Source organism: Patulibacter minatonensis DSM 18081 (assembly GCF_000519325.1).
Classification (GTDB): domain Bacteria; phylum Actinomycetota; class Thermoleophilia; order Solirubrobacterales; family Solirubrobacteraceae; genus Patulibacter; species Patulibacter minatonensis.
In genome coordinates, this window is the sequence record NZ_KI912613.1 from 4,969,281 (window position 1) to 4,987,534 (window position 18,254).

Annotated in this window: 18 protein-coding genes; 3 read left to right on the forward strand and 15 right to left on the reverse strand. The window is 74.6% G+C overall.

Features of this window, described 5'->3' with window-relative positions:
* Positions 1-147: 147 nt before the first annotated feature.
* The gene (locus PATMI_RS0123345; RefSeq protein WP_026912652.1) at positions 148-384 is read right to left on the reverse strand and encodes a helix-turn-helix domain-containing protein; all 237 of its coding nucleotides are present in this window, start codon (positions 382-384) and stop codon (positions 148-150) included.
* Between the two features lie 208 nt (positions 385-592).
* Positions 593-2,023, reverse strand: coding sequence for a membrane-attack complex/perforin family protein (locus PATMI_RS0123350; protein ID WP_026912653.1), 1,431 nt, complete (start codon positions 2,021-2,023; stop codon positions 593-595).
* 131 nt (positions 2,024-2,154) lie between these two features.
* On the opposite strand from PATMI_RS0123350, the gene PATMI_RS35385 reads away from it, so the two are divergent.
* Positions 2,155-2,970, forward strand: a complete 816-nt coding sequence (locus PATMI_RS35385; RefSeq protein ID WP_157260942.1) for a L,D-transpeptidase — start codon at positions 2,155-2,157, stop codon at positions 2,968-2,970.
* A gap of 192 nt (positions 2,971-3,162) precedes the next feature.
* Positions 3,163-4,575, forward strand: a complete 1,413-nt coding sequence (locus PATMI_RS0123360; protein ID WP_026912654.1) for a cytochrome P450 — start codon at positions 3,163-3,165, stop codon at positions 4,573-4,575.
* Positions 4,576-4,606: 31 nt separating this feature from the next.
* Here the strand turns inward: PATMI_RS0123360 and PATMI_RS0123365 are convergent, their stop codons facing one another.
* The 3 genes from PATMI_RS0123365 to PATMI_RS0123375 all read right to left on the reverse strand — a co-directional run bounded on the left by PATMI_RS0123365 (position 4,607) and on the right by PATMI_RS0123375 (position 6,565).
* Entirely contained in the window at positions 4,607-5,089 is a 483-nt protein-coding gene (locus tag PATMI_RS0123365) for a CinA family protein (RefSeq protein ID WP_051472202.1), read from the reverse strand.
* An 89-nt stretch (positions 5,090-5,178) separates the two neighbouring features.
* Positions 5,179-5,547: a hypothetical protein gene (locus PATMI_RS0123370; protein WP_026912656.1), complete on the reverse strand. Its 369-nt coding sequence runs from the start codon at positions 5,545-5,547 to the stop codon at positions 5,179-5,181.
* A 145-nt stretch (positions 5,548-5,692) separates the two neighbouring features.
* Complete coding sequence (locus PATMI_RS0123375) at positions 5,693-6,565, reverse strand: SDR family NAD(P)-dependent oxidoreductase (protein WP_026912657.1); 873 nt, start codon at positions 6,563-6,565, stop codon at positions 5,693-5,695.
* A gap of 180 nt (positions 6,566-6,745) precedes the next feature.
* On the opposite strand from PATMI_RS0123375, the gene PATMI_RS0123380 reads away from it, so the two are divergent.
* Positions 6,746-7,303, forward strand: coding sequence for a TetR/AcrR family transcriptional regulator (locus PATMI_RS0123380; protein WP_169738411.1), 558 nt, complete (start codon positions 6,746-6,748; stop codon positions 7,301-7,303).
* 21 nt (positions 7,304-7,324) lie between these two features.
* Here the strand turns inward: PATMI_RS0123380 and PATMI_RS0123385 are convergent, their stop codons facing one another.
* From PATMI_RS0123385 to PATMI_RS32795, 10 genes are all read right to left on the reverse strand, one after another.
* Complete coding sequence (locus PATMI_RS0123385; RefSeq protein WP_026912659.1) at positions 7,325-7,927, reverse strand: dihydrofolate reductase family protein; 603 nt, start codon at positions 7,925-7,927, stop codon at positions 7,325-7,327.
* 71 nt (positions 7,928-7,998) lie between these two features.
* Positions 7,999-9,354 (reverse strand): NtaA/DmoA family FMN-dependent monooxygenase, encoded by a 1,356-nt coding sequence (locus tag PATMI_RS0123390; protein WP_026912660.1) that lies wholly within the window; start codon positions 9,352-9,354, stop codon positions 7,999-8,001.
* A gap of 15 nt (positions 9,355-9,369) precedes the next feature.
* The gene (locus PATMI_RS32775) at positions 9,370-10,299 is read right to left on the reverse strand and encodes a DsbA family oxidoreductase (RefSeq protein WP_051472204.1); all 930 of its coding nucleotides are present in this window, start codon (positions 10,297-10,299) and stop codon (positions 9,370-9,372) included.
* Complete coding sequence (locus PATMI_RS32780) at positions 10,296-11,504, reverse strand: LLM class flavin-dependent oxidoreductase (RefSeq protein WP_084270204.1); 1,209 nt, start codon at positions 11,502-11,504, stop codon at positions 10,296-10,298. The genes PATMI_RS32775 and PATMI_RS32780 overlap by 4 nt, the downstream gene beginning before the upstream one ends.
* 1 nt (position 11,505) lies before the next feature.
* The gene (locus PATMI_RS0123405) at positions 11,506-12,402 is read right to left on the reverse strand and encodes an ABC transporter ATP-binding protein (protein ID WP_211241781.1); all 897 of its coding nucleotides are present in this window, start codon (positions 12,400-12,402) and stop codon (positions 11,506-11,508) included.
* Positions 12,392-13,258 (reverse strand): ABC transporter ATP-binding protein, encoded by an 867-nt coding sequence (locus PATMI_RS32785; protein ID WP_036726320.1) that lies wholly within the window; start codon positions 13,256-13,258, stop codon positions 12,392-12,394. The genes PATMI_RS0123405 and PATMI_RS32785 overlap by 11 nt, the downstream gene beginning before the upstream one ends.
* The gene (locus PATMI_RS32790) at positions 13,248-14,318 is read right to left on the reverse strand and encodes an ABC transporter permease (protein ID WP_084270205.1); all 1,071 of its coding nucleotides are present in this window, start codon (positions 14,316-14,318) and stop codon (positions 13,248-13,250) included. The genes PATMI_RS32785 and PATMI_RS32790 overlap by 11 nt, the downstream gene beginning before the upstream one ends.
* A 1-nt stretch (position 14,319) precedes the next feature.
* The gene (locus PATMI_RS0123420; RefSeq protein ID WP_026912662.1) at positions 14,320-15,324 is read right to left on the reverse strand and encodes an ABC transporter permease; all 1,005 of its coding nucleotides are present in this window, start codon (positions 15,322-15,324) and stop codon (positions 14,320-14,322) included.
* A 24-nt stretch (positions 15,325-15,348) separates the two neighbouring features.
* The gene (locus PATMI_RS0123425) at positions 15,349-16,932 is read right to left on the reverse strand and encodes an ABC transporter substrate-binding protein (RefSeq protein ID WP_026912663.1); all 1,584 of its coding nucleotides are present in this window, start codon (positions 16,930-16,932) and stop codon (positions 15,349-15,351) included.
* A complete protein-coding gene (locus tag PATMI_RS32795) occupies positions 16,929-18,074 on the reverse strand; it encodes an LLM class flavin-dependent oxidoreductase (RefSeq protein ID WP_036726323.1) in 1,146 nt (381 codons plus the stop codon). Before PATMI_RS32795 ends, PATMI_RS0123425 begins: the two co-directional genes overlap by 4 nt.
* Between the last annotated feature and the right edge of the window lie 180 nt (positions 18,075-18,254).

The following is an 18,254-nucleotide window of genomic DNA, read 5'->3' on the forward strand; positions in this document are numbered from 1 at the left end:
CGAGCCGAAACGGCCCCCGGCCCGCCCGTCTCGGCCGTCGGTCCTGCCGGAGGCGCGGTCGCCCGACGCCGGCGCCCGCCCCGGGGGTGCTCGTCGCCTGGTGCGACGACCACGAGGCCCGCCGAGGTCGAGCACCGGCGTCCCGGATCAGCCGTCGCGATCGTCCTGTGACTCCTGTGCGGGGTCGGCAGGCGACTGCGCACCCTCCCATCCCGAGGCCAGGAACCACTCGGGCGCGCCGCACGCCCAGGCGATGCGTGCGCGTTCGCGGTCGGTCATCCGGCGCTGGTCGTCCTCGAGCCGACGGATCGTGCGCGGGCTCGCCCCGATCCTGCGGCCGAGCTCCTCCCGGGTCAGGTCCGCGAACACGCGGACCGCCCGCACGCGCGCTCCGACCCCGGTCCGACGGGGATGCTCCGGGCCGGTCATCGGCCGGCCGGTGGCGACGCCCGGGTGGGTCCGGCAGGCCGGACGGGCGACGTGGTCGTCGGGGGGTGCATCCCCGGTAGGACGCGTCGGCCCGCCGAACGTCAGGTGCGACCGCGGGCCGGACGGGCCCCCGTCGCCCGGGCCCGACCGCTCGCGCCGCGGATCAGCCCGTGAAGCGCACCTTCGGCGCCCCCGCGGCGCAGCGCCGGAACCGGAAGCTCAGCGAGCGGGCCGCCGTCCGACTGTCGCTCGCGAACGTCACGCGCGCCGAGACCCGGTGGGCGCCGCGACGGGTGGTGCTGATGCGCGCCGTGTACGGCGAGGTGCGGTCGGTGCGGACCCTGCGGCCGTCGACCGAGAACACCACGCTGCGGATCGAGCGCCCCGAGACGCGGGCCGTGAACGAGCGCTTCGTGCACGTGCCGCTGACACCGCCCGTGGCGATCCCGCTCGGGCTCGAGGTCAGCTTCGCCTGTCCACGAGGGGTCGCCTCGGTGCGATCGTTGGCCGAGCTGCACCCCGTGTCGCGCGGGAAGTCGGTGCGCCCGTCCTTGTCGTTGTCGATCCCGTCGGAGCACTGCGGCAGGTTCCCCTGGTCGCGCTCGTCGTCGTCGGCGGGGTTGAAGGCGCCGTTCGGGCCGCTCAGGCAGCCGGGGTCCCGCGCGTCGGACACGAGGTCGCCGTCGTTGTCGAGCCCGTCGGAGCACTGCGGCGTGCCGCCCGGCGTGTTCGGGTCGGTCTCGTCGTCGTCCCGCGGGTTGTAGGTGCCACCGGGGCCGCTCAGGCAGCCCGGGTCCTTCGCGTCGGCCAGGCCGTCGCCGTCGTTGTCGGCGCCGTCGGAGCACTGCGGGTTCGCGGGCGGCGCGATCACCGCGGCGGCGCACGGGTTGCCGGTGAACCCGGCGGCGGCCTCGCCGATCACGACGTCGGCGACCGAGCCGTCGACCGGCACCTGGAGCTGCAGCGCGCGCTGGACGATCCGGCCGTTGGTCTGGACGGTCTGGTTGAGGAGCAGCGTGCCGAGACCGGCCGGCAGGTCGAGCCGGTACGGCTGGTTGTTGCCCGGGAGCGTGATCGGCGTGGCCACGCCGCCGACCGTCAGGACGATGTTCGCGACGACCGACGAGCCCGCCGGGACGGGCGCCCCGGCGCGGCACGTGTAGGAGGCGGTGGCGCCGATGACGTCGGCGGTCAGGCGGATGCCCGTGGCGCCGCCTCCCACGTCGACCACCGGATTGGTGACCGACGCGGTCGCGCGGCCGTTGTCGCCGTCGGCGGCCGGTGCGCCGGCGAGGTTCGCGGGCTGCACGACCGTGTCGGCGTTGGCCAGGTCGACGCGGACAGGGCCGATGTCGGTGGGATTCAGGATCGCGGCGGTCCCGTTCGCGCAGGGCGCGTCGGAGGCGTTGGCGATCGTCGGCTCGAGCAGCGTGGTGCCGAGGAGGGTGACGCGGGCGGCGCTCGCCCGACAGGTGAAGTCCGACCCGCCGGGGCGCGGTGCGGCGCCGGCGGTCGGTGCGAGCCCGAGGAGGGCCGAGCCGGCGGCGAGTGAAGCGAACCAGCCGATCGTGCGACGACGTGGTGCTGCGGTCATGAGGACCTCTTTCGGAGGAGTCGAGTCCTTGAGCCGGGATGGCGGACGACCCTCGACTCCTGCACTTGTACTCGCACTCGACGGCGTATGCGCTGGATGACCGGTTACGCCGCGGTTGGGGTGGACGGACGATGCCCCGCACCGCCCCGAACGGCGCCCGCACCCTCGCCGAGGGTCATACTCGCGTCATCGTGCGACATCCCGCCCCCGTCCTCTCCGGAGTCGTCGTGCTCCTCGTGGCGGGTGGCGTCGTCGGAGTCGCCCACGCCGCGCAGCCCACCGCGCCCGCAGCGCCGGCCGCCGCGCCCGCCCCGGCGGTGACGCCCCTCTCGGACGAGCGGACGCTGTCGCGGTGGGCGCACGCCGAGGGGCGGGCGATCGTCCGCCGCTCGCCGTCCGACGAGGCCCGCGCCGTCGGCCGGCTCCGCCTCGACACGGAGGACGGGCCGCCGGAGGTCTACCTCGCGCTGGAGCGCACCGTCGACGCCGAGGGGACGCCCTGGATCAAGGTGCGCCTGCCGGCGCGGCCGAACGGCCAGACCGGCTGGGTCCCCCGGTCCGCGCTCGGCGGGCTGCACCGCAACACCTCGCTGCTGCGCGTCGACCGCCGCACCCTGCGGGCGACGCTGGTCCGGGACGGCAGGACGATCTGGCGCGCGCGCGTCGGGGTCGGCAAGCGTGCCACGCCCACACCGGCGGGGCGGTTCTACGTCCGCGAGCGGCTGGTCCCGGCGTCCGGCACGATCTACGGCTCGCTCGCGTTCGGGCTGAGCGCCTACGCGCAGGTGAGCGAGTGGCCGGGCGGCGGGGTCGTCGGGATCCACGGCACCGACGCGCCCGCCCTGATCCCCGGACGCCCCTCCCACGGCTGCGTCCGCTTGCGGGCACGGGACCTCCGCCGTCTCGGTCGCCTGCTCACGATCGGGACCCCCGTCCGGATCGTCTGACGGGTTCTCACGCCCGGATCGAGCGTCCGACGCCCGCTCCTGCGGCTCCGGGACGTCGGCGATCGCGCCCCGGCCTCCCTGCCGCAGCGTTCCCGTGGGCGACCGCCCGGTCGGCGCGCGACCGAAAACTTGACACCGTGTCAAATCCTGTGGGATCGTCCTTGGCGAGCACCACCCCGGAGGAGTCCCCGCATGCCCGTGCCCCTCGAACACCGAGCCCGCGCCGCCGCCGCCGCGGTCGTCGACCGCCTGCCGGCGCGCCGGTCCGTGCCCCTCGCCGAGCCGCCCGCCGGCAGCGACCTGCGCCCGGTGCTGGGCGACCCCGGGCTGCCGGTGGTCGGCAACACGCTGGGCATGATGCAGGACACCCTGGCCTACTGCCGCCGCGCGCACGAGCGGTACGGGCCGGTCTCGTGGACCGGCTCGCTCGGCACGCGGATGGTGCTCGTCCTCGGCCCCGACGCGATCGGCGAGGTCCTGACGAACCGCGACAAGGTGTTCTCCAACGAGCAGGGCTGGGGGTACCTGATCGGGGCGTTCTTCGAGCGCGGCGTGATGCTCATGGACTTCGAGGAGCACCGCGACCACCGGCGGATCATGCAGCAGGCGTTCAAGCGCGAGCGCCTCGTCTCCTACCTCGACGGCATGAACGGCACGATCGCGCGCGGCCTGGCGGACTGGCGGCCGCAGGACGGCTTCGAGATCTACGAGGCGACGAAGGCCCTGACGCTCGACATCGCGACCGAGATCTTCGTCGGCGCGGAGACGGGCGCCGACGCCGACCGCCTGAACGAGGCGTTCATCCACACGGTGCACGGCGGGCAGACCGTCATCCGCCAGGACGTGCCGGGGACGCGCTGGCACCGCGGGCTGGTCAGCCGCCGGCTGCTCGAGGACTACTTCCGCGGGCAGCTGGCCGCCAAGCGCGCCGGGGACGGTGCGGACCTCTTCAGCGTGCTCTGCCGCGCCGAGGGCGACGACGGCGCCGGGTTCTCCGACGAGGACGTCGTCAACCACATGATCTTCGTGCTGATGGCCGCGCACGACACGAGCACGATCACGCTGGCGATGCTCGTCTACTACCTCGCGCGGCACCCCGAGTGGCAGGAGCGCCTGCGCGCGGAGTCCGAGGCGCTCGGGAAGGACGCGATCGGCTACGACGACCTCGACGACCTGCCGCTGATGGACCTGGCGTTCAAGGAGACGCTGCGGATGAACTCCCCCGTCGGCATGCTGGCCCGTCAGACGCTCCGCGACACCGAGATCCAGGGCCACCACGTCCCTGCGGGCACCAACCTGATGCTCGGGCTCTACCAGACGATGCGCATGGCGCAGTGGTGGGAGGACCCGGACCGCTTCGACCCGGAGCGGTTCTCCGAGGAGCGCCGCGAGGACCAGTCGCACAAGTACGCGTTCACCCCGTTCGGCGGGAACGTCCACAAGTGCATCGGCATGCACTTCGGCGGCATGGAGGTCAAGGCGATCCTCCACCAGCTCCTGCTGCGCTCCACGTGGACGATCCCCGCCGGGTACGAGCCGGTGATGGACTACGGCACCGGCCCGTTCCCGGTCGACGGCCTGCCGATCTCGCTCAGGTCGCGCTGACCGCGCCGACCGCCGGGCAGGCCGCCCGGTCTCACCCCTGCGCGATCAGCTCCAGCGCCCGCACCGCGAAGACCTCCATGTTCGCGGTGCGGTCGTCGTCGCCGGTCAGCAGGTGCGCGGTCGCGATCCCGCCGGGACCGGCGGCCGCGACCCAGCTGTGGCCGGCCGGGTCGCCGTAGGGGTTCGGCTTGGGACCGGACGCCCCGGTCTCCCCCACGCCCCAGTCGGCCTCCAGCCGGATCCGCGCGGAGTCCGCGACCCACCGCACCCGCTGCTCGGTCGCGCTGCGCTTCCCGCGGTCGAGCTCGGACACGTCCTGCAGGGAGACCGTCATCGACTCGAGCGTGTAGAAGACGAACCCGCCGCGGTAGTACGTCGACGCGCCGTCCTGGGCGATCAGCGCGGCGCTGATCAGCCCGCCGGTCGAGGACTCCGCGACGGCGACGGTCTCGCCGCGCTCCCGGAGCCGGCCGGCGGCGGCGGAGGCCGCGGTGAGGATGGCGTTCGTCAGCATCGGCCGATCGTAGTGCGGGGCGTCGTGGTCGACGTCGAGGCGTCGGGGACATCGTCCCGTCCGCGGTGCGGTTCGACCGGGCGTGGCCGCTACATCCGGAACCGCACGGTGCGCCCGCCGCGCACGCACCGAACGCGGATCGTGTCCCCGACGCGGGCCGTCGTCCGGCAGCGGTACCCGCTGCGGACGCAGGGCGACGTCAGCTTCAGCTCGCGTCCCGAGACGTACGAGCACCCGCGGAACCGGGCGCCTCGGACCTTGCTGACGCGGCTCGCGAGCTTCCGCGCGGCCGAGCACGAGGTGCCGCTCGCGGTGATCTGGAACGGCGTGGCACCTTCGCCGAGGACGTCCTCGCAGGTGCGGGCGGACGCGGCGTGCGTGCCGGCCGGGAGCGCGAGCAGGACGGCGGCGAGCGCGAGACCCGGGGGGACGAGGGATCGCGGTGAGGGCACGGACATGCGGGCTCCTGGGGGATTCGGGACCGGCCACCGCCGGGCGCGGCGGCCGCCAGATCGGTACCCCGACGTCGCCCTCGGCACGCTCCGTCTCCCTCACCGCCCGGACCGCGTCGCGGCGCCCCGCGGGCGCCGGGCGGTCCCGCGTTCACCCGGCGTCGCGGACCGCCGAACCGCGTCGGAGCCCGAAGACCCGCCCCATCAGCGCGTCGAGGAGCCGGTCGGGGGCCAGACGCCAGAGGACCTCGGCGCCCCGCGCGCCCGGGCCCGCGGGGTAGCGGGTGCGCGGGCGGCGATCGGTCATCGCACGCAGGACCACGCGGGCGACGACCACCGGCTCCGCACCGCGCCGCTCGTGGGCCACGGCGGTCCGGATCGCGGCGGGGAACCGCTCGCCGTAGAGCTCGCGCCCGTGGTCGTCGAACGCGTCGACGCTCCGGGCGGTCTGCTCCTCGAGCTTGCCGACCGCGGCGCTCGCGATCGTCGTCGGCTCGACGATCGCGACCGGGAGGCCCCACGGCCGCAGCTCCAGCCGCAGCGCGGTGGCCAGTGCCGTCAGCGCGTGCTTGGACGAGACGAGCGGGCCCGCGAACGGCAGCACCACGTGCCCGCCGATCGAGCCGATGAAGACGATCCTGCCCCGGGCACGACGGAGCGCCGGGAGCAGCGCGCGCGTCACGGCCAGCGGACCGACGACGTTGACCTCGTAGTGCCGGCGGAGCGGCTCGGCCTCCAGGAACTCCAGCGGCATCGCGAGCCCGTCGCCCGCGTTGTTGACGAGCCCGGCCAGCCCCGCCGGACCGCACGCCGCGTCGATCGTCGCGCGCGCCTGCTCGATCGAGTCGGCGTCGGTGACGTCCAGCCGGACCGCGGTGATCCCGGGGTGCTGCGCCTCGAGCTCCCGGGCGTCGGGATCGCGACGGACGGTGCCGAGCACCCGGTACCCGGCCTCGGCGAGCAGCCGCGCAGAGTCGCGACCGATGCCGCTCGACGCGCCCGTGACGACGACGACGCCGGTCATCGACCGCGGCCGTCCTGAGTTCCGGAAGGCATGCGACCACGTATATCATCCACTGTTGATATAGCTGTGAACCACGTGTCACGCCACCCCGCCACCGCGTCGATGGACCACCGACGGCGTGAACCCGAGCGCGGCGGCCGGACCGGCCGCCGTCCGGGACGTCCCGAGACCCGGACGGCGGTGCTCGATGCCGCCCGCTCGCACTTCGTCGAACGTGGCTACGCGGGCACCCGCCTGCGCGACGTCGCCGCCGACGCCGGCGTCGACGTGGCGCTCGTCCACTACTTCTTCCGCACGAAGGACCTGCTGTTCGCCACGGCGATGGAGCTGCCGATCGACCCCGCGGAGATCGTCGCCGAGCTGCTCGACGGGTCGCGCGACGAGCTCGCCCTCCGGATGCTCGGGCGCTTTCTCGACGCCTGGGACGCCCCGGGTGCCGCCGATCCGCTGATCGCTCTCGTGCGGTCCGCCTCGACCCACGAGCCCGCGGCCGAGCTGCTCCGCGGATTCGTCCACCACGGCGTCGTCGGCCCCCTCGTCGTCGGCCTCGGGGTCGACGATCACGAGCGGCGTGCCGCACTCGTGGCGTCGCAGCTCCTGGGACTCGTCCTGGTCCGCTACGTCGTTCGGGTCGAACCGGTGGCGTCGGACGATCGCGAGACCGTGATCACCGCACTCGCGCCGGTGATCACGCAGCACCTGTTCGGCCACCGGCCTGAGCCCCGGCCGCCGCAGTGAGCGAGCGGCGGCCGGTCAGGCTCACCGGTCGATGCGGTACCTGACGTGCGAGGCCAGCGGCGAGTGCAGGACCTCGACGGGCGTGACGCGCAGGTCGGACACGTCGTCGAACAGCCGCTCGCCCGACCCGAGGAGCACCGGCGCGACGTCGAGGGTCAGCTCGTCGACGACGCCGGCCCGCAGCGCCTGCCGCACCGTCGACGCGCCGCCCGCGATGTCGACGCCGCGGTCGCCGGCGGCCTCGGTGGCCTGCGCGAACGCCGCGTCGAAGCCCTCGGTGACGAAGTGGAACGTCGTGCCGCCCTGCAGCTCGACCGGCTCGCGGGCGTGGTGCGTGAGGACGAAGACCGGCGCGTGGTAGGGCGGCTCGTCGCCCCACCAGCCGGTCCAGTCGCCGTCCCACGCGCCGCGGATCGGGCCGAACATGTTGCGGCCCATGACGTACGCCCCGCGGGGCCGCATCAACCAGTCGACCGCGGTGCGGTCCGCCGGGTCCGTGATCTCGCCGAGGTGCCAGCGGTGGACCTCCATGCCGCCGACGCCGAGCGGGTTGTCGCGGTCCTGGTCGGGGCCGGCGGCGAAGCCGTCGAGCGAGATGGACATGTGGCAGGTGGTCTGGGGCATGGGGAGGATCCTCCGTCGGTGGGGTGTCGGAAGGGGATCGGAGCTGCGCCCCGTCCCTCGACATCCTCGGCCTACGATGTGGCGGATCCCGTCCCGACGGTCCGCCGCAGGGCGGTGTGGACGTTCTCCGGCACCGGCAGGCCGAGGTTCCCGCGCAGGGTGTCCGCCTCGTAGGCGGTGCGGAACAGGCCGCGCTCCCGGAGGATCGGCAGGACCTCGCCGGCGAACCGGTCGAAGGCGCTCGGGACGGTCACGTGCATGATGAAGCCGTCGGCGGCCCGCCCGAGGAACCAGCGCTCGATCTCGTCGGCGACGGTCCGCGGCGCGCCGACGAACGCGGTGCGGGTCCGCCGCTCGGCGTACAGGACGGTCTCCCGCAGGGTCAGGCCCCGCTCGGCGGCGACCTGCTGCAGGTGCGCCGTGATCGTGCGCCCGCTCGTCTCCCCGTACCGCGCGACGTCGGGGAACGGCGCGTCGGGGTCGTACTGCGCGAAGTCGTGCCAGACGTAGGGCCGGCCGAACTCGGCGAGCGACCGCGCGAAGTCCTTCGCCGCGTATGTCGCGTCGTCGATCGCGCGGGCCTCCTCGTCCGTGTCGGCGAGGACGACCGTCAGCGACGGGAGGATCAGGACGTCGTCGGGGTCGCGGCCCTTCGCGGCCGCCCGGTCCTTCATCTCCGCGTAGAACGCCCGGGCCTCCTCGAACCGGCGGGGCATCGTGAAGATCCCCTCGCCGACCGTCGCGGCGAGGTCGCGGCCCTCCTCGGAGTCGCCGGCCTGGAAGACCACCGGCTGCCCCTGCGCCGAGCGCTCGACGTTCAGCGGCCCCTGCACCGAGAAGTGCTCCCCGCGGTGCCCGAGCGCGTGCTGGCGCGACGGGTCGAAGAAGACGCCGGCCGCCTTGTCGCGCGGGAACGCGTCGTCCTCGTAGGAGTCCCACAGGCCCCGCGCGACGGTGACGTGCTCGAGCGCACGCGAGTACCGCGTGGCGTAGTCGAGGTGCTCCTCGCGGTCGTAGTTGCGCGCCGTTCCGGGGTCGAGGCTCGTGACGACGTTCCAGCCCGCGCGACCGCCGCTGATGAGGTCGAGCGACGCGAGCTGCCGCGCGACGTGGAACGGGGCGGTGTAGGACGTCGTGATGGTCGCCGCCAGGCCGATCCTCGTCGTCGCGACCGCGAGCGCCGAGAGCAGGGTCAGCGGCTCCAGGCGGTTGAGGTAGTGGGGCGGCGAGTCCGCGGTGATGAACTGGCTGTCGACGACGAAGACGAAGTCGAAGAGCGCCTCCTCGAACCGCCGCGCCAGGTCGGCGTACCACCGGATGTCGACGCTGGCGTCGCCCGGGATCTCGGGGTGCAGCCACGTGTGCTGCTGGCCGGGTCCGCCGACGCCGACGGGTGCGGCCCCGAACTTCAGCTTCCGCTCGCTCATGTCCGCCTGCTCCCGTCAGACGGCGGCGGCGCCGGAGGCCGTCCGCGCGTGGGTGTGCTCGGCGCCGGTCGGCGGTGCCTCGTCCGGGTGCACCCAGATCGGCGTCGTGGCGGTGTCGATCCGGACGGCGCCCAGGGGCTCGCGGCCGCCGGTGGTGATCCGCAGGTCGGCGGCGGTCAGGGTGCGGTACCGTGCCAGCGCCTCGTCGGGGTCCAGCGTCCTGGCGGTGTCGACCGGGCGGGCGCCGACGGACTCCACGGCCCGCGCCAGCGCGGCGACGTCGTTCCAGCCGGAGACGACCTCCTCCCCCGCCGGGCCGCGCAGGAGCAGCGTCGGGAAGCCGTACCGGGTGCGCTCGCCGTCGGGCTTCGCGCCGCCGGGGTTCGGGCCCGGGCCGGTGCGGCCGATCACGGCGGGGTGCGGGCGCCGGGTCTCCTCCCAGTCCGCCTGGACGCTCGCGAGGACCTCCGGATCGTCGAGGTCGCCGAGGAGCCGGTCGAGGTCGAGGCCGTCGACGCCGGCGAGCGCGTCGGCGATGCGCTCGCGCGTGTCGGCGGGACGCCCGTGCACGAAGACCGCCTCGCGGAGCCGACGCAGGACGCGGTCGGCGACGTCGGGGTGCTCGGCGGTGACCTGGCGCTCCGCCGCGCGGACGGCGTGGGACGCCGGTCGCGTGGAGCGGTGCTGGCGGTCCAGGCGGACGGGGACCGGGGCGTCGGTGTGGACGGCGACGGCGAGCCAGTCGTCGCGGAACGCCTCGGCGTCGCGCACCGCGTCGCGGGTCGGGTGGGTCTCCGACAGGCGGTCGACCTGGACCCCGAGGACGCGGCGCCACCGCAGCTGGTCGCCATAGTGGCGACGCAGCCACCGCAGCTGCGGCTCGCTGCCCCAGGACCAGACGCAGCCCGGGTCGGTGTACTCGACGACCTCGATCGGCGCGCTCATGCGGCCACCGCCTCCCGGGCGGGCTCCACGCTGCGCGGGATCAGCCCGGCGTCCTCGCGCCAGCCCGCGCCGCCGACGGGCGCGGCACCGATGAGCTCGCGGCCGGCCGCGGCCCGCTCGCGGTCGCGGCGCGCGACCTCCTGGCGGACGATCGGGATCAGCTCGCGGCCGTAGTCGATGGCGTCGTCCAGCGGGTCGTAGCCGCGGATCAGGAGCGTCGAGACGCCGAGGTCGACGTACTCCAGCAGCGCCTCGGCGACGGTCTCCGGGGTGCCGACGAGCGCCGTGGAGTTGCCCCCCGCGCCGAGCGCCTTCGCCAGCTCGGTCCAGAGCGCCTTGCCGTGCCGCGGCCCCTGCTCCGCGGCCTCGAGCTGCCGCCGGAAGCCCTCGCTCGGTCCCTCGGCCGGACGGCCGCGGAAGGTCTGGAGGTCGCCGCCGGCGGCGATCCGCGCCTTCGTCGTCTCGAGGATCCGCTCGGCGCGGGCCCACGCGAGCTCTTCCGTCGCACCGAGGATCGGCCGGAACGAGACGCTGATCCGCGGTCCGTGGTCGCGGCCGGCGGCCGTCGCGGCCGCGCGGATCTTCGCGATCTCCGCGGCGAGCTGCGCGGGCGGCAGGGCGAACAGCGCGTGCGTGTCGGCCTCGGTGGCGCCGATGCGGAACGCGACGGAGGACGAGCCGCCGAAGAAGATCGGGATCCGCGGCCGTTGGTGCGGCGGGGTCGCCAGGACGAAGTCCTCGAAGCGGTAGAAGCGCCCGTCGTGGCCGAACGGCTCGGTCGACGTCCAGGCACGCTTGAGCACCCGCAGGAACTCCTCGGACCGCGCGTAGCGGTCGGCCTTCTCGAGGAAGTCGCCGTCGCGGCGCTGCTCCGCGTCGACGCCGCCGGAGATCGTGTGGAGCGCCACGCGCCCCTGGCTGAACTGGTCGAGCGTGGCGTACTGGCGCGCGACGACGGTCGGGGCGATGAACCCCGGGCGGTGGGCGACCAGGAACCCCAGCCGCTCGCTGTGCGCGGCGGCGTCCGCGGCGACCTGCATCGGCTCGGCGATCGTGGACGCGAGCGCGACGAGGGCGCGGTCGAAGTCGCCGTCCTCGTGCGCGCGGACGATGCGGCGGAAGTACGCGCGGTCGACGGGCGGGCCCGCGTCGTGGGTCTCCGAGGCGCGGTTGGTGAGGACGGCACCGATGAACTCGACGGGCATGTCAGGACTTCCGGGGGATGGTGGTGGAGGTGTCCGCGGCGGACGCGAGGGCGTCGAGGCGCCGGCGGACGGTGGCGGGCGCGGCCTGCAGCAGGAGGCGCGTGTACTCGTGACGGGGGTCGCGGAGCACCCGGTCGGTCGGGCCCTCCTCGACGACGGCGCCCTCGTAGAGGACGACGACGCGGTCGACGACGCCGACCATGCTCGTCAGGTCGTGGCTGATCACCACGAGCGCGGTGCCGAGCTCGTCGCGCAGCCCGGCGAGCATCCGCAGGACCGACTCGCGGCTCTGGGCGTCGAGCGCGGAGACCGGCTCGTCGAAGACGATCAGGCGCGGGCGGGTGGCGAGCGCGCGGGCGATCGCGACGCGCTGGCGCTGGCCGCCGGAGATGTCGCGCGGCACGCGCTGCAGGAGCGTCTCGTCGAGGCCGACGAGCTCGAGGGCCCGGATCGCCTCCTCGCGGCGGACCTGGGCGGCGAGGCGGCCGCGGATCGCGAGCCCCTCGGTGACGAGCTCCTCGACGCGGAGCGCCGGGTCCAAGGACCGCAGCGGGTCCTGGAAGACGAGCTGCAGGTGGCCGGCGCGGCGGTGGGCGCGGCGACGGCGTCCCTGTCCGAGGCGCGTGAGGTCGACGCCGTCGAGGTCGATCGAGCCCTCGTCGGTGCCGACGAGCCCGGCGATCGCGCGGGCCAGCGTCGTCTTGCCGGAGCCGGTCTCGCCGATGATGCCGACGACCTCCGACCGGCCGACGTGGAGGTCGACGCCGCGCAGGACGTGGTGGCCGTCGGTGCCGCCGTGCCCGCCGAGCGAGGCGTGGAGGCCGGAGACGCGCAGGAGCGCGTCGTCCGGCACCGGGGTCGTGGTGGGGCGCTCCAGGAGCGCGGTCTCAGGCGACACGGTCGTCCTCCGGGGTGGTGGTCTCGAGTCCGGCGGCCCGCAGGAGTGAGCGCGTGTACGGGTGCTCGGCGCGCCCGGCGAGCAGCTCGGCGGTCGGCGCCTCCTCGACGATCCGGCCGTCGCGGAAGACCGCGATGCGGTCGCAGAGCTCGGTGACGACCGCGAGGTCGTGGCTGACGAACAGGATCGCCAGGCCGATCCGCTCGCGGAGCTCCCGCAGCAGCCGGACGATCTCGGCCTGCGTCTTCACGTCCAGGGCGGTCGTGGGCTCGTCGGCGATCAGGAGCTGCGGGTCGCAGGAGATCGCGATCGCGAGCATCACGCGCTGCTGCATGCCGCCCGACAGGTGCGCCGCGATCCGGTCGAAGACGACCTCCGGCCGCTTCAGGCCGACCGTCGCGAACAGCTCGAGCGCCCGAGCGCGCGCGGCACGCCGGCCGAGGCCGGTCTTCACGCGGAGCACCTCGGCGAGCTGGCGGCCCACCGTCTGCGCGGGGTTCAGGTACGACGCGGGGTCCTGGAAGACCGCGCCGATCCGCACGGCGTGGACGTCCCGCCAGGCCCGGGGCGAGAGCGTCGCGAGGTCGGTGCCGTCCAGGTCGATGGTGCCGCCCGCGACCGTGCAGCGGCCGGGGAGGACGCCCAGGACGGCGCGGCAGGTCAGCGTCTTGCCGGAGCCGGACTCGCCGACGAGGCCGAGCGCCTCGCCGCGACCGACGCGCAGGTCGACGCCGTGGACCGCGTCGACGGGGCCGTCCGCGCCGGGGACGGCGACGCGCAGGCCGCGGACCTCGAGGAGCGGCGCGCCGGTCGCGACGGGCGCGGTCTCCGGGCGGGTCGCGAGGTCAGCCGACATGGCGCACCTCCTCGCGGCCGGGGCCCGGTCGGCCCGTGACCCCCGCGCCGACCGGGACCCGGGATCCGGCGCGCCCGCCCGACGCGGGACGGTCGGCGCCGGTCGTGTGCGTCGACTCGTCGAGGACGCCCGGCCGCGGGACGTCGGGCCCCGGCGCGCCGGTGGGTCGCGGCTCGTCGGCGGCCGGCGCGACGCCGGCCAGGAGCGCGTCGGGGTCGTCGACCGCGCCGCGGACGAGGCCCGACTCGACGGCGAGGCCGTCGCGCAGGCCGTCGGCCAGCGCGTTCAGCGACCACGCGGTCAGGGCGATGAACAGGCCGGGCCAGATCGGCGCCCAGGAGTCCTCGGCGAGGTGCTCGACGTTCGCGGCGAGCATGCCGCCCCAGGTCGGGTCCGGCGCCTGGACGCCGAGCCCGAGGAAGCCGAGGCTCGCGGCCGCCATGACGGCGTAGCCGGCGGACGTCGCGGTCGTCACGGCGATCGTCGGCAGCACCTTGCGCCAGACGTGGCGGCGCACGATCCAGCCGCGCGAGGCGCCCAGCAGGGTGGCGGCCTCGACGTACTGCTGGTGCGCGAAGCCGAGCGTCTCGGCCCGCGCGATCCGGAAGAACCGCGGCGCGAGGAGGACGCCGATCGCGATGATCGCCCCGACCTCGCCGTTCGTGAAGAGCCCGGCGATCGCGATCGCGAAGACGATCGGCGGCAGCGCCATCAGCGAGTCGGTGAAGCGGAGCAGCCCGAACTCCGTCCACCGGCCGGCGAACGCGGAGAGCACCCCGGGGACGGCCCCGAGCAGCAACCCGACGGCGACCATCCCGCCGGCGCTGAGGACGGAGGCGCCGGCGCCGGCGAGGAGCCGGCTGAGCACGTCGCGCCCGACGTAGTCGGTGCCGAGCAGGTGCCCGGAGGCGCCGGCGTGGGCGAAGATGTCGTCGCCCTGGCCGAGCGGGTCCTGCGGCGCCAGGGTGCCGCCGAGCACGGCGACCACGAGGACGAGCAGGAGGACGACGCCGGCGACGCGGACGTACGTCGTGGCGAAGGTGCGGCGGAACGTGTCCATGTCAGGCCTTCCGGGTGGCGGGCCGCAGGCGCGACAGGAGCGCGTCGACGACGACGTTGGAGATCAGGACGATCGCGATGGTCGCCACGAGCACGCCCTGGATGACGGGCACGTCGTGGCTCTGCGCGCCGTTCAGGGCGTACTGGCCGAGGCCGGGGAGCCCGAAGATCGACTCCGCGATGACCGCGCCGCCGAGCAGCGTGGGGACCGCGAGGCCGACGGTGGCGACGGCCGGTGCGGCGGCGTTGCGCAAAGCGTGGCCGAAGAGGATGCGGCGCGGCGACAGGCCGCGGACGCGGGCGCCGACGACGTAGTCGTCCTCCAGCGCCGTGATCAGCGAGCCGCGGAGCTGGCGGGCCACCTGTGCGGCGACCGTCAGGCCGAGCGAGACCCCGGGCAGCAGCACGTGCTGGAGCCACAGCCAGGGGTCCCGGTGGAACGGCACCCAGCCGCCCGAGGGCAGCCAGCCGAGCGTCACCGAGAAGAGGACGACGGCCATGATCGCGAGCCAGAACTCGGGGATCGTGATCAGGACCGACGCGACGAGCGTGACGACGCGGTCGACGATGCCGCCGCGGCGGACCGCCGCGATCGTCCCGGCCGCGAAGCCGAGCACGATCGCGGTGACGATCGCCACGATCGTCAGCGCCAGATCGATCGGCAGCCGCTGCCCGATCGCCTCCGACACCGACGTGTCCGTGAAGTACGACGCGCCGAGGTCGCCGGTCAGCGCGTGACCGAGCCACGAGACGTACTGCTCGAAGAACCCGCGGTCGAGCCCCCACGTGTGGTTCAGCTGGGCGATCGCCTCGGGCGTGGCGTTCTCGCCGAGCTTCTGGGCGGCCGGGTTCGCGGACGCCAGGTACGTCATCAGGAAGACGAGGAACGTGCTGATCAGCGCCACGGGCACGACGCCGAGGAGCAGCGCGCGACCCGGCCGGGTCGCGCGTCGACGGACCCGCGCGCCGCGGCCCGCGATCGGTCTGGACAGGGTCGTCGTGCTCATGGTCGCTCCTCGTCCGCCGCCGGCTCAGCCGCCGAGCCGGACGCCCTCCAGCCGCGTGCCGACGATGTAGGGCCGGATCCCGGAGACCTTGCTCGTGTGCACGAGCACCGTCGGCGTCGTGTAGAGGAACGCGACGGCGCTCTCCTTCGCGGCGCGGGCGGTGACCGCCTGGATCGCCGCGGGGTACTTCGGATCGTCGAGCGGCAGCTTCGCGGCGTCGGCGATCGCCGTCGTCAGCTCCGGGCTCGCCTTGCGGCCCGGGTTCAGCAGGCCGTCCTTGCCGTACTGCACGTCCAGCATCTGCAGCGGCGACTCGCGGCCGACGATGCCGTTGGGGTTGAACGCCACGTCGTGCTTGACGTAGACGCGCTCGGCGGCCTGCGCGAGGGGCAGGGTCGAGAGCTTCGACTTGATGCCGACGGCGGCGAGCTGCGCCTGCAGCTGCTCGGTCAGGCCCTTGTAGCCCTGGGCGTCGAAGTACGTGATCGGGATCGTCACGCCGTTCGGGAAGCCGGCCTCCTTCACGAGCTGCTTCGCCTTGTCCGGGTCGTACGGGTAGAGGTCGGCGACCTCCGGGCTGTAGCCGACGTAGCCCTTCGGGAAGGGCTGGTACGACGGCTCGCCGATGCCGCCGTTCTGGGTGCGGATCAGGGCCTTGCGGTCGATCGCGTAGTTGATCGCCTCGGTCAGCTTCTTGTTGTCGAACGGCTTGATCGCGTCGTTGATCTCGATCGACGCGGCCGACAGGCTCGGGAGCTGCTCGACCTGGAGGCCGGCGCGCTTGGAGGCCGCGACCTGGCTGCCGGTGGAGCTCGCCAGGTCGATGCTGCCGGACTGCAGGCCGGCCAGGACCGCCTGCGGGTCGTTCAGGTACTGGAGGTCGACGCCGTCGAGGTGGATCTCCTTCGCGTCCCAGTAGCCGGGGTTGCGGACGAGCGTCGAGGAGGCGTCGGGGACGAACTTCGTGAGCCGGAACGGGCCGGCGCCGACGGGCTTCGTCGGCAGGTTCTGGACGCCCGCGGCGATCGCCTTCGGGCTGACCTGCATGCCGGCCTTGCCGCCGAGCACGAGGGGAAGGCCGTAGTCGGCCTGCGAGAGGTCGAGCTCGACCGTCGACGCGTCGACCACCTTGGTCTTCTTCACGTTCGCCAGGAGCTGCGTGAGGACGGAGCCCTTCTGCTGCTGCGCGCGGTCGAGGTTTGTCTTGACGGCCTCCGCGTCGAGCTTCGCGCCGTCGGTGAAGGTCACGCCCGGCCGCAGCGTGAAGGTCAGGACCGTGCCCTTCTTCGAGAACGCCCACTTCGTGGCCAGGCCCGGCTGCGGCCTGCCCTGCTCGTCGATCGACGTCAGCGCGGCGTAGACGAGGCCGAGGTGGCGGACCTCGTTGCCCGCCGCGGAGGTGACCGGGTCCCAGGAGGCGTTGGCGTTGATCGCCCAGCGCAGCGTGCCGCCCTCGGCGGTCGAGGCCTTGCCCGACGCAGCGGCGTTCGTCGTGGAGTCCTCCCCCGTGCCGCAGCCGGCGGCGGCGAGGACGAGGGCGGCGCCCGCGGCGAGCAGGCCGCCGCGGGTCAGGGTGACGCGGTGCCCGGAGGCTGCGCGGCGGGTCATGCGGCCACCCCCTGACGGGTCGCGGCGTGCTGGGCGGCGGCGTCCTTCGCGGCGTCGCGCTCCGCGACCCCGGCCCGGACGCGCGGGATCAGCTCGCGGCCGTAGTCGACCGCGTCCGCCAACGGGTCGAAGCCGCGGATCAGGAGCGTCGTGACGCCGAGGTCGACGTAGTCCAGGAGCGCCTCGGCGACGGTCTCGGGCGTGCCGACGAGCGCGGTCGTGTTGCCCGGTGCGCCGGTGGCGGCGGCCAGCGGGGTCCAGAGCGCGCGGTCGTGGCGCTCCCCGCGGGCGGCGGCGTCGAGTTGGCGCTGCGAGCCGACGCTCTTCGGGCCGGACGAGAGGAAGCGGCGGTACTCCTTGAGGCCCTGCCCGTCGGCGATCCGCTGCTTCGTCGTGTCGAGGATGCGGTGCGCGCGCTCCCAGGCCTCGTCCTCGGTGGCGCCGAGGATCGGGCGGAAGGAGACGCTGATGCCGGGCGGCGTGGCGCGGCCGGCGGCGTCGGCGGCCTGCCGGACCCGCGCGATCTCCTCGGCGATCTGGTCGAGCGGCTGCGCGAACAGGGCGTAGACGTCGGCCTCGGCGCCGCCGACGCGGTAGGCGTCCTCCGACGAGCCGCCGAAGTAGATCGGGATCCGCGGCTGCTGGTACGGCCGGACCGCGAGCTGGAAGTCCTCGAAGCGGTAGAAGCGGCCGTCGTGGTCGACGGGCTCCGTCGCGGTCCAGACCTCCTTGAGGATCCGGAGGTACTCCTCGGAGCGGGCGTAGCGGTCGGCCTTCTCGAGGAAGTCGCCGTCGCGGCGCTGCTCGTGCTCGGAGCCGCCCGTGATCGTGTGCAGGGCGATGCGGCCCTTCGCGAACTGGTCGAGCGTCGCGAAGTAGCGCGCGGCGGTCGTCGGCTGGACGACGCCCGGGCGGTGCGCGACGAGGTAGCCGAGCCGCTCGGTGTTGGCGGCGGCGAACGCGGCGACCTGGAGGTTGTCCGGCGACGCCGACGAGTAGCCGATGAGGACGCGGTCGAAGTCGCTCTCCTCGTGCGCCAGGGCGAAGCGGCGGGTGTGGTCGGGATCGACGAGCGGGCCCGCGGACTGGTGGGTCTCCGACGCGTCGTTGGTGCTGATGAGGCCGATGAGCTCGATGGGCATGGTGCTGTGGGTCCTTCGCAGGGGGTCGGATGCGGGGCCGCCGCGGGCATGGCGGTCCCGTCACCGGCGGCGGAGGGCTGCCGGTGGGTGGGGTCCGGGGCGTGGGCCCCGCGGTCGTGGTGGCCGCGGACGGCGGCCGATGAGGAGGGCGACTCCGGCTCCTGGGCCGACCCGCGCGGG